At 68.8% G+C, this 10,900-nt stretch carries 11 protein-coding genes; 2 read left to right on the forward strand and 9 right to left on the reverse strand.

Annotated features, from left to right (window positions below; all coding sequences use genetic code 11):
* The first annotated feature begins 100 nt into the window (after window positions 1-100).
* Window positions 101-913 (forward strand): phosphotransferase family protein, encoded by an 813-nt coding sequence (locus VFF46_RS26690; protein WP_325039969.1) that lies wholly within the window; start codon window positions 101-103, stop codon window positions 911-913.
* Here the strand turns inward: VFF46_RS26690 and VFF46_RS26695 are convergent.
* The 9 genes from VFF46_RS26695 to VFF46_RS26735 form a co-directional block, all read right to left on the reverse strand.
* Window positions 903-1,808: an NUDIX hydrolase gene (locus VFF46_RS26695; RefSeq protein ID WP_325039970.1), complete on the reverse strand. Its 906-nt coding sequence runs from the start codon at window positions 1,806-1,808 to the stop codon at window positions 903-905. The two genes, VFF46_RS26690 and VFF46_RS26695, sit on opposite strands and share 11 nt — an antisense overlap.
* A 10-nt stretch (window positions 1,809-1,818) precedes the next feature.
* The gene (gene glgB / locus VFF46_RS26700) at window positions 1,819-4,047 is read right to left on the reverse strand and encodes a 1,4-alpha-glucan branching protein GlgB (protein ID WP_414673095.1); all 2,229 of its coding nucleotides are present in this window, start codon (window positions 4,045-4,047) and stop codon (window positions 1,819-1,821) included.
* 16 nt (window positions 4,048-4,063) lie between these two features.
* A complete protein-coding gene (locus VFF46_RS26705) occupies window positions 4,064-5,476 on the reverse strand; it encodes a maltokinase N-terminal cap-like domain-containing protein (protein WP_325039972.1) in 1,413 nt (470 codons plus the stop codon).
* Window positions 5,477-7,210 (reverse strand): maltose alpha-D-glucosyltransferase, encoded by a 1,734-nt coding sequence (treS, locus tag VFF46_RS26710; RefSeq protein WP_414673096.1) that lies wholly within the window; start codon window positions 7,208-7,210, stop codon window positions 5,477-5,479.
* Window positions 7,211-7,431: 221 nt separating this feature from the next.
* A complete protein-coding gene (locus VFF46_RS26715; RefSeq protein ID WP_325039973.1) occupies window positions 7,432-7,647 on the reverse strand; it encodes a hypothetical protein in 216 nt (71 codons plus the stop codon).
* Between the two features lie 91 nt (window positions 7,648-7,738).
* Window positions 7,739-8,098: a type II toxin-antitoxin system HicA family toxin gene (locus tag VFF46_RS26720; RefSeq protein ID WP_325039974.1), complete on the reverse strand. Its 360-nt coding sequence runs from the start codon at window positions 8,096-8,098 to the stop codon at window positions 7,739-7,741.
* Window positions 8,098-8,310: a hypothetical protein gene (locus VFF46_RS26725; protein WP_325039975.1), complete on the reverse strand. Its 213-nt coding sequence runs from the start codon at window positions 8,308-8,310 to the stop codon at window positions 8,098-8,100. Before VFF46_RS26725 ends, VFF46_RS26720 begins: the two co-directional genes overlap by 1 nt.
* An 86-nt stretch (window positions 8,311-8,396) precedes the next feature.
* Window positions 8,397-8,960, reverse strand: coding sequence for a hypothetical protein (locus VFF46_RS26730; RefSeq protein WP_325039976.1), 564 nt, complete (start codon window positions 8,958-8,960; stop codon window positions 8,397-8,399).
* Window positions 8,961-9,077: 117 nt separating this feature from the next.
* A complete protein-coding gene (locus VFF46_RS26735; protein ID WP_325039977.1) occupies window positions 9,078-10,166 on the reverse strand; it encodes an OmpA family protein in 1,089 nt (362 codons plus the stop codon).
* Between the two features lie 216 nt (window positions 10,167-10,382).
* Here VFF46_RS26735 and VFF46_RS26740 point away from each other — a divergent pair.
* A partial coding sequence (locus tag VFF46_RS26740) for a winged helix-turn-helix domain-containing protein (RefSeq protein ID WP_325039978.1) occupies window positions 10,383-10,900 on the forward strand: 518 nt, incomplete at its 3' end.

Raw genomic sequence — 10,900 nt, forward strand, 5'->3', positions numbered from 1 at the left:
CGTACGGCTTCGGATTCCTTGCTTGCCATGGTGGTGTTCCTTTCGCGTTTGCCTGTATTGACCGGCGGGGGTGCGGAAAGGAATCGGTAGGGTCAGTGCGGTGGAGCTGATCGGGCAGGGGATGGAAGGCGCCGTCTACGACCTCGGGGACGGGACGGTGCGGAAGGTGTGGTTCGGTCGGCGGCCGGAGGAGGTGCTGCCGCTGAAGACGTTCCTGGACGAGCTGCCGGAGCTGCCGTTCCGGACGCCGCGGATCCGGGAGGTCGGGGTCGGGGAGAACGGGTTCGCGGTCAGCGTCGAGGACAAGCTGACCGGGGTGCCGCTGCGTGAGGCTGGGTTGGCGGAGTCGGTTGCGCTCGACGCGTTCGTGTCTGTGGTCGAGGCCCTGCGGACTGTGCGGCCTGGGCCGGCTGCCCTGCGGTTGCCCGTTGTGGGGGAGGCGTTCTGGGTCGGGTCGTGGGGGGAGAGTTTGGCGGCTTTGGTACGGCGGCGTGCTGGGGCGGCGAAGGTGCACCTAGAGCGGGACGTGCCTGATTTCCCTCAACTGCTGGAGGAGGTGGTGGACGGGGTTGCTCGGGTTGAGGGGGAGCTGAGTGTGGTGCATGGGGATGTTTGTCCGCCTAACGTGCTGATGGACGGGGATCAGGTGGCGGCGGTGCTGGACTGGGGGTTCTTGTCCACGGCGGGGGACAGCACGTTCGAGGCGTCGTTGGCGGCGGGTTTCTTCGATATGTACTCGCCGGAGGCGCGGCGGCTGGACGACGTGCTGACCGAGCGGTTCGTGGAGCTCGGGCACGACCGGGACCGGATGCGGCTGTACCGGCGGGCGTACGCGATCATCACCGCCACGATCTACGACGAGAACGCCGGCGACGGACACTACCAGTGGTGCGTGCGTCAGCTCACGAGGTGATGGGGGAGCCGTTGCTGAGGTTGTGGAGGTGGTTGGGGGCGGCCAGCAGCATGGGGATGCGCCGGGCGTTCAGCGGTGACACCAGCCCGGCCAGCTCCTCCGGCGCGCGCCAGGAGATGCTCTTGATCTCGAAGCCGTCCGGCTGCAGGCGGTCGATCAGTGACGGGTCGTGGACGCCGCCGTCGTACAGGATCTCGACCGCGTCGCCCCAGCCTCCCCAGCGGGGCAGCCAGTCGATGGCCAGTACGCCGAGCAGCGGCAGCGCCGTACCGAGCTCCTCCTCCATCTCCCGCGACGCACCCGTCGCCGGGTCCTCGTCGGGCTCCACCACACCGCCCGGCAGCTCCAGGTCCTTCTTGTAGCTGACCTGGCACAACAGCACCCGGCCGGCGGTGTCCCGGACGACCACATGCGCGATCACGCGCTTCTTCGGCAGCGTCGAGTCCATCAACGCGGTCCACCCGGTGACCGTGTCCGGCCGCGGGTCGTCCACCCGCCGGCCGTAGATCGCGACGTCCCGGCGCTCCCCGTCGACCAGCGCGGCCCCACGCAGTACGCCCTCACGCCGGAAACCGGACCGGATCGCGACTCTGGCGGACGAGTGCAGCTCGATGTCCACCTCGACCTGCAGCCGCTCCAGCCCGAGCTCAGCAAAGGCATACTCCGCGACCAGGCTCACCGCCTGCTGCGCCACGCCTTGTCCGCCGTCGAGCGCCCACGTGAGCAAGGCGGCGCCCGGCGTGGTCCGGCGGATCTCGACGGTGCCGAGTGCGTCCTCCGGACCGCTCGGTCCGCCTGGCCCGTCGCGTACGACGGCGAAGCTCGTCACCAGCCCGTTCGGCTGCGAAGGTCGCAGCGTCAGCTCACCATCTGACAGCGGATCTACGGCGGTCACGCCGTGCACGCTACCCGGTGAAGCGCAGGTACACCGTGGCCAGGGGTGGTACGGACAGCTCCGCGCTGGTGGACATCCCGTGCCACTCCGGCCCGTCGGCCTCGACCGCGCCGAAGTTGCCGACCCCGGAGCCGCCGTACGAGTTCGCGTCGGTGTTCACGATCTCCTCCCAGTGACCGGCGTACGGCAGGCCGAGGCGGTAGCCGTGATGCGGGATCGCGGAGAAGTTCGTGATGCACGCGATCGTCGGCTGACCCTGTTCGCCGTACCGGAGGAACGAGAACACGTTGTTGCCCGCGTCGTTCGCGTCGATCCAGCTGAACTTGTCGGCCGCGTGGTCGGTACTCCAGAACGCCGGGTTGTCCTTGTACGCGCGGTTCAGGTCGCGGACCAGGTCCTGCAAGCCCTTGTGGTCGCTGTGTTCCAGCAGCCACCAGTCCAGCTCGCCCTTCTCCGACCACTCCGACTCCTGACCGAACTCGCAGCCCATGAACAGCAGCTGCTTGCCCGGGTGCGCCCACATCATCGCCAGGTAGGCGCGCAGGTTCGCCAGCTGCTGCCAGCGGTCGCCCGGCATCTTGCGCAGCAGCGAGCCCTTGCCGTGCACGACCTCGTCGTGCGAGAGCGGGAGCACGAAGTTCTCCGAGTACGCGTACATCATCGAGAACGTCAGCTCGTGGTGGTGGTACTGCCGGTGCACCGGCTCGTGCTCCAGGTAGCGGAGCGAGTCGTTCATCCAGCCCATGTTCCACTTGAAGCCGAACCCGAGCCCGCCGAGGTGCGTCGCGCGGGTGACACCCGGCCAGGACGTCGACTCCTCGGCCACGGTGATCACGCCCGGGACCCGCTTGTACAGCGTCGCGTTCATCTCCTGCAGGAACGAGACGGCCTCCAGGTTCTCCCGGCCGCCGTACTGGTTCGGGACCCACTGGCCCTCTTGGCGGGAGTAGTCCAGGTACAGCATCGAGGCGACCGCGTCCACGCGCAGGCCGTCGATGTGGAACTCTTCGGCCCAGTAGATCGCGTTCGCGACCAGGAAGTTCCGCACCTGCGGCCGGCCGAAGTCGAACACCAGCGTGCCCCAGTCCGGCTGCTCGCCGCGGCGCGGGTCCGGGTGCTCGTACAGCGGCGTACCGTCGAAGCGCGCCAGTGCCCAGGCGTCCTTCGGGAAGTGCGCCGGCACCCAGTCGACGATCACGCCGATCCCGGCCTGGTGCAGCCGGTCGACCAGGTGCCGGAAGTCGTCCGGGTCGCCGAACCGCGAGGTCGGGGCGAAGTACGACGTCACCTGGTAGCCCCAGGAGCCGCCGAACGGGTGCTCCATCACCGGCATGAACTCGACATGGGTGAACCCCATGTCGTTGACATAGGCAACGAGCTCGTCGGCCAGCTCGCGGTACGACCGGCCTTTCCGCCAAGAGCCGAGATGGACCTCGTACACGCTCATCGGCTCGGCGTACGCCTGGGCCTTCGCGCGCCGCTGGATCCAGGCGTCGTCGTCCCACTCGTACGTCGACTCGTGCACGACCGACGCGTTCGCCGGCGGTGTCTCGGCCAGGTTCGCCATCGGGTCGGCCTTCTGCCGCCAGACGCCGTCCCGGCCGCAGATGTCGAACTTGTACCGGGTGCCCGGGCCGACGCCCGGGACGAACAGCTCCCACACGCCGGAGCCGCCGAGCGACCGCATCGGATGCGCGCGGCCGTCCCAGAAGTTGAAGTCGGCGGTCAGCCGGATGCCCTGCGCGTTCGGGGCCCAGACCGCGAACGACGTACCGGTGACCTGGCCGGCCGGCCCGTCGTACCGGCGGACATGCGCGCCGAGCACCGTCCAGAGCTGCTCGTGCCGGCCCTCGCCGATCAGGTGCAGGTCGACCTCGCCGAGCGACGGCAGGTACCGGTACGGGTCGTCGATCTCGGTCGCCGGTCCGTCGGTGTAGATGACCTCGAGGCGGTAGTCCGGCACCTTGTCGGTGTCCAGTACGCCGACCCAGACGCCGTCGTGCTCGTGCCGGAGCTCCTGCCGTTGGCCGTCGTACAGCACGGTGACGCTCTTCGCGAACGGCCGCAGCACGCGCACCGTGACCCCGTGCTCGCCGAGATGCGGGCCGAGCACCTGGTGCGGGTCGTGGAACGTCCCGGCCACCAGCCGCTCCAGCGCCGTCCGGTCGACCGGCACCGCAGTCACCACAGGGGGATCGACAGCCACCACGGGCTCCTCGAAAGGGTCACGCTCGCTCATCGAAAACCTCCTGCTGCTACTGCTCGGCCAGCTGGGCTGCTGCGGACAGGGGGATCTGTAGCCAGGTAGGTCGGTTGCGGGCCTCGTACAGGACCTCGTAGATGACCTTGTCGGCCAGGAACGCGTTCAGCAGGACGTCCTGGTTGCGGGCATCGGTGCCGGCTACCTCGGCGTACCCGTCGCAGAACGCCTTCTGGTTGCGGGTCGCCCACTCGGCGGCGCGGTACGCGATCTGCTGGTCGCCCTGATGATCGGCCAGCAGCGAGCGGGCCGCGTAGTCGAACGAGCGCAGCATCCCGGCGATGTCCTTCACCGGCGTGTCCAGCGCGCGCCGCTCGATCAGCGACTTGGCCGGCTCGCCCTCGAAGTCGATCAGCTTCCAGCCGTCGATGGTGCGCAGCACCTGCCCGAGGTGGTAGTCGCCGTGGATCCGCTGCACGGTGACCGGCTGGTCGTACGCCGCCAGCGCGTCGAACCACCGCTTCAGGCCGCCGCGGTACGGCTCGAGCTCGGGGATCACGGACGCCGCGTGGTCGAGCCGGCGCTGCATCGCCGAGGCGTGCTCGACCAGCTTGGCCGGCTCCCACACGTCGGTGCCGAGTGCCTTCGCCAGCTCCGAGTGCACCTGCGCCGTACTCGCGCCGAGCCGGTGCGACTCGGGCGCGAAGTCGCCGCCGACCTCCTCGGCGTGCAGGTCGGCCTCGGCGTACAGGTCCCGCACCGACGAGGTCGCGAACGACCAGCCGTCGGTGGCGTTGCTCTGGAACTCGGTCAGCATCGCCAGCTCGCCGGTGTCGGTGCCGCCGCCCGCCCGCGGCCACCTGCCGCGCGCGGACCCGAGCACCGCCGGGACCAGCTCGGACCCGGCCTCGGTGAGCGCCGACTCGATCTCGACGCCCGGGTTGCTGCCCGGCTCGAGCCGGCGGAACACCTTCAGCAGCGCCACGTCGCCGAACACCAGCGACGTGTTGCTCTGCTCGACCGTGAGGACCAGCGACTGCGCGCCCTCCGGCACCTCGACGGTGCGGTCCGGCGCCTGGACGGAGTGGAACTCCAGCCCGTCCAGCCGCCGGTCGTGCGTGATCCCGTCCAGCCAGTACGGCGTCGCTTCCTTGTCGTGCAGCGCGTCGTACACCCAGACCTCGGTGTCGCCGAGGTCCTGCTCGACCCACTCGCCGACCAGTGCGTGGCCGAGGTTCTCGGCGGGCTCGTCGCGGTAGCTGAGCGGCAGCTGGTACACCCGGATCGGGGACTCCATCCCGGGCGGGCCCGAACAGTAGACGAACCCGATCCGGACCGCCGGCCAGGCGCCCGCGTCCGACAGCCAGGCCGACGTGGCCAGTGCTTCGACGTGGACGTCGTGTCCCTTCTCCCCGAACCATCGCTGGGTCGCGCAGAAGGACTGGACCTGGTCCAGATGGGAAGTCACTTAGATGCTCTCCTCATGCTTCTCCGGCTGCTCATCCGGCTTCACCGCCGGCAACCGGAACCAATAGAAACCGTGGGCGCCGAGGGTCAGAAGGTAGGGCAACTCACCGATCGCCGGGAAGTGCACGCCGCCGAGCAGTTCGATCGGCTCCACGCCCTCCCACTGCCGCAGGTCCAGCTCGATCGGCTGCGGGAACCGGGACAGGTTGTTGACGCACAGCACCACGTCGTCGCCGAACTCGCGGACGTACGACAGGACGCTCGGGTTCGAGCCGCCCAGGTCGGTGAAGGTGCCCATCCCGAAGCAGGGGTGCTGCTTGCGGGTCTGGATCATCCGCCGCGTCCAGTGCAGCAGCGACGAGGCGTTCTCCATCTCGGCCTCGACGTTCACCGCCTGGAAGCCGTAGACCGGGTCCATGATCACCGGCAGGTGCAGCTTGCCCGGTGTCGCGGTGGAGAACGAGGCGTTGCGGTCCGGGGACCACTGCATCGGGGTCCGGACCCCGTCTCGGTCGCCCAGCCAGATGTTGTCGCCCATGCCGATCTCGTCGCCGTAGTACAGGATCGGGGAGCCGGGCAGGCTGAGCAGCAGCGCGGTGAACAACTCCATCTTGTTGGTGTCGTTGTCCAGCAGCGGCGCGAGCCGGCGGCGGATGCCGATGTTCGCCTTCATCCGCGGGTCCTGCGCGTACTCCGACCACATGTAGTCGCGGTCCTCGTCCGTGACCATCTCGAGCGTCAGCTCGTCGTGGTTGCGCAGGAAGATGCCCCACTGGCAGGTGTCCGGGATCTCCGGCGTCTGCGCCAGGATCTCGGAGATCGGGAACCGCGACTCCCGCCGTACGCCCATGAAGATGCGCGGCATCACCGGGAAGTGGAACGCCATCTGGCACTCGTCGCCGCCGGAGTCCCGGTCGCCGAAGTACTCGACCACGTCGGCCGGCCACTGGTTCGCCTCGCAGAGCAGGACGCGGTCCTCGTAGTTCGCGTCCACCTCCTTGCGGACCCGCTTCAGGAACTCGTGGGTCCGGGGCAGGTTCTCGCAGTTCGTACCGTCGGTCTCGAACAGGTACGGCACCGCGTCGAGGCGAAACCCGTCGACGCCCAGGTCCAGCCAGAACTTCAGCGCCTCGATCATCGCGTCGCCGACGGCCGGGTTCTCGAAGTTCAGGTCCGGCTGGTTGGAGTAGAACCGGTGCCAGAAGTACTGGCCGCGGACCGGGTCCCAGGTCCAGTTGGAGGTCTCGGTGTCGACGAAGATGATCCGCGCGTCGGCGTACTTGTCGTCGGTGTCCGACCACACGTAGAAGTCGCCGTACGGACCCTCGGGATCCTCGCGGGACGCCTGGAACCAGGGGTGCTGGTCGGAGGTGTGGTTCATCACGAAGTCGACGATCACCCGGATACCGCGGGCGTGCGCCTGGTTCAGGAACGCGGCGAAGTCGGGAACCGTACCGATCTCCGGCATCACCTCGGTGTAGTGCGAGATGTCGTAGCCGCCGTCGCGCAGCGGCGACGGGTAGAACGGGGGTAACCAGAGACAGTCGACGCCGAGCCACTCGAGATAGTCGAGTTTCTCGGTGAGGCCCTGCAGGTCGCCGATGCCGTCGGCGTTCGAGTCCTTGAAGGACCGCACGAGGACCTCGTAGAAGACGGCCCGCTTGAACCACAGCGGGTCACTCTTCGTCAGTCCGTGGTGCTGCTCCGGCAGCATGTCGGTCACGCTCACCTCCATCGGGTGTCTCCAAACCTAGTTCCCGTACCCCGATCGGGCGCACCTAAAAGGGGGAAGGGCATTGCGCTGAACCCGGACCGCTCCGGGGATACCGCGGTGAAGTGGTGACGCCGGCGGTCGGACGGTCCCGCAAGGCGTTCCGCACAGTCTGGCGGCCCTTTGCCAGTACAAGCAAATAGGGCTCGCGATCGGTCCACACTGCGATTCGATGACGGACCGGTTCAGCGGTTCCGGTCGCGCTCCCCGCGTTCCTTGCCCGCCTGCTGCCCGGCCCCACCACGCCTGCCGCCGCGCGGCATCCACCGGCGCAACCTCCGCACATTCACCGACCCCAGGCCCGGGTACGCCTTGTCGGCGTTGACCCCGCGCCCCTCCTCCCCTTCCCCCGCCAGAATCACGGCATCCGGCTCCAAGGGCTCCTGGGCATCGGTTCCCATCACGTTCTCCTCAAAGCAATCGGGCGACGCACCGTGCTGTGCATACCAGTGCACAGCAAAACGGTACGTCGCCCGGCGGGTCGAACCGACCTCAACGGCCGTCGCGGCCCCCGAAAAGCCGCCGCTTGGCCGGCTTCTGTTGTTGCTGACCCTGCCCTTGGCCTTGCTGACCCGAACCGCGGCCCTTCTTGCCCGGCGGCGCAACGCCGGAGCCCGCCGCACGTTGCGCTGCCTGGGTGTCCTGCGAGCTCGACGGTTGCTGCTTGGGCTGCTTGAGACCGGCCTGCTTCTCGATACCGCTCCAGGTGCCGGTCTTGATCTCACCGTGTTTCGGTACGACGACAGACCTGCCGTTGGCGTCCTTGTACGTGATGTGGCTGCCGCTCTGCCGGGCGGGCTTGAAACCAGCCTTCTTCAGCTCCTTGTCGGCGTCGCGAAACTTCTTCGCCATTACGGGACCTCGACGGTCAGCACCAGCTGTTCCGGCACGCCGACCTCCTCGACCAAGAGCGCGATTGCCGCCTTCAGGTCTTCGATAGCCGCCTCGCGGGTCTCGCCCTCACCATTGGCGAACGCTTCCGGCGTCAGAGCGGCCGCCGCGTACCAGCCACCATCCTCGGTGTCTTCGGCGATAGTGAAGGGAACTGTGATTTCGCGCTGCAACTTGGCCTCCTGATTACCCAGTGTTTCCGCGATCGTACGACCGCGCGGGGGCCACCTCACGCACAGTTATGCGGTGCGCGCTGGGGTCAGGCGCGGGGGTCGGGGGATTTGCGGGGGCGGCGGGCGTATTTGGTGAAGCCGGCTCGTTCGGCGTCGGATTCGGTGCGGAACCAGACCTCGGGTTTGGTGCGGCCGTAGTACGGCGAGTCGGGGGTGTGGAAGAGCATGGACTGGGCGTTGCCCTTGATGGTGAAGCCGTCGGGTGGGCCCTGGTGCGGGACGGCGTCGGCTGAGCCTTCGCCGTACCTTCCGGGCGGTACGGCGGTGTGCTCGGCCGGCTCCGCGTCCGGCTGCATGTGGTCGAACAGCGTCGGCTCGACATCCATCAACTGCGAGAACCCCACCTCCTCCACGACCGGCTTGGCCGGCGTACTGCGGGCAGCCGGCGCCGGCCCTGCGACCGGAGCGGCCTGTGGTGCCCGGCGCTCGACCGGAGCCGTCTGTGGTGGCGGAGGTGTGGTTTGTGGGGTTGGTTGGGGTGGTGTTGTGGTGGCGGGGTGGTGGCGGTCCAGGAGGAGCCAGGTGATGGTGGCGCCCAGGACGAAGGCGAGGAGTGAGCCCAGCCAGGTGTCGCGTAGCAGCCAGCTCATCCGCGCGCTCCTCTCGCCGGCGAGCGCACCCATCGGCGCACCAGCCAGGCGGCCGCGCTGCCCAGGACGAACGCGGCCAGCAGCAGTATCCAGGTCTCGGCGATCAGCCAGCTCATCTCAGTTCCCTTGCAGTACTCGGATCTCGGCGCGGCGGTTGGCGATTCGGCCGGTGGGTGTGGTGTTGGGGGCGATCGGGAACGCCTCGCCGTACCCGTTCGCGGTGATCCGGCCGGGGGTGACGCCGAGGCGGACCAGTTCGGCCTTCACCGCGGCGGCCCGGCGTTCGGACAGGGGGAGGCTGGTGGTGGGGGAGCCGAGGTTGTCGGTGTGACCGGCGACCTCGACACGCACCGTCGTACAGGATTTCAGCAGCGCCGCCGCCTTGATCACGGACGGTTTCGACGCGTCGTTGACGATCGACGTACCGGACAGGAAGTTGATCCGGTACTGCCGGCTGAACTGCGCCAGCCGGGCCGGGAACGTCCGGCACGCCTCACTCACCGCGGACTTCGGCGGCTTCGGCAGCACCAGCTGATCCGCGACGACCGCCCCGGGCACCGCCTTCGCCGCGGCGCGTCCGACGGTCGCCTTGGTCGCCTGGTCCGGCACCTGTCCGGACAACGTGACCGTGTCCCCGTCGTACCGCACCGAGGCATCCCCGGTCCCGATCGCAAGCGCCCGCAGCAACGCGGACAGCGTGGTCGCATCGGCGAGACCGTCGGCGCTGATCGTCGTCCGGTCGTCGTACTCCCGGTCCGGCCCGAGCACCTGCCGTACCTCGGCGCTCAGCGCGTCCTTCACCGCCTGGCTCCGCATCGGCGCCTGCACCCGGATCGATCGATCGGTCCGCCCGAGCTCGAACGCCGGTACGTCGGCATGCTCCGGAGTACTGCTGGTCGTGGTGGACGGCGTACCGGCCCGGCTGGTCTCGATCCGCACCGCCCGCACCCCGTCGACGGCGGCGACGACCTCCCGGACCTTCCCCTCGTCGACGCCCGCAGGCACGGTGATGCGCGCATCGCGGCCGTCGAAGTCGACCGGTCCGGTCTCGATGCCGCGCGCCTTCAACGCCGCCACGGTCCGTTGCCGCAGGTCGTCCTCGGTGGTGCCGGCGCGGGCCGGAACCAGTACAGCGGTCAGTAGTACGGGCACCGCGAGGGCCGCGAGCAGCCAGATGACGAGCGGCCGTCGTACGAGACCGGGCACTGTTCCTCCGTGGATGCGGTCAGAGTGGCCGTGCGCCAGGAGAGTACTCCGGTACGCGGGCCGACCGCACACTGCGGCGCCGGGCGGCGCGGCATTTCTTGTCCTGTCTCGGACAGGACGCATATGCGCCAGACCAGTACGCGGTGAATCGCTTGACTTAGTTCGTGCCCTGAACCGTACTTGGGTGGGGCCGGTTTCGACTGGGAGGGGCTTGCTGTGCTACCGATCGCTGCTGGGCCGGAAGACGGGCCGTCCGAATCGTCGCTGATCATCGGGGTGGCCGCGTCCACTGCCGAACGGGTGCACCTGGCCCGCCTGCTGGGCGGGGCGGACGCGCTGCTGCTGGTGTCGAACGCCGACCAGGCACGCGCGTTCTTCGACCTGACCGGTGCGGAACCGCGGATCGTGTCCGCACACGTTCCAGTACCCCCGCGGATCAAGGCGGTCCCGGAGCCGGTCGCCGAACTGCAGCTGGACGACGACCGCCGCGTGGTTCGCTGGAAGGACCGTGAGCTGCCGCTGACCCGGCTCGAGCACGACTTCCTGCACTGCCTGGTCGCGGAACCGGGCCGGGTGTGGACGTACCAGCGCCTGCACCACGCGGTCTGGGGCAACGAACACCTCGGCCACGGCTCGCACATCCACTCGGTCGTCAAACGCCTCCGCCAGAAACTCACGAACCTCGGCGCCACCGTCACCATCCACGCCGTCCGCGGCGTCGGCTTCCACCTGCT

Source organism: Kribbella sp. (assembly GCF_035655035.1).
In the GTDB taxonomy this organism is placed as follows: Bacteria; Actinomycetota; Actinomycetes; order Propionibacteriales; family Kribbellaceae; genus Kribbella.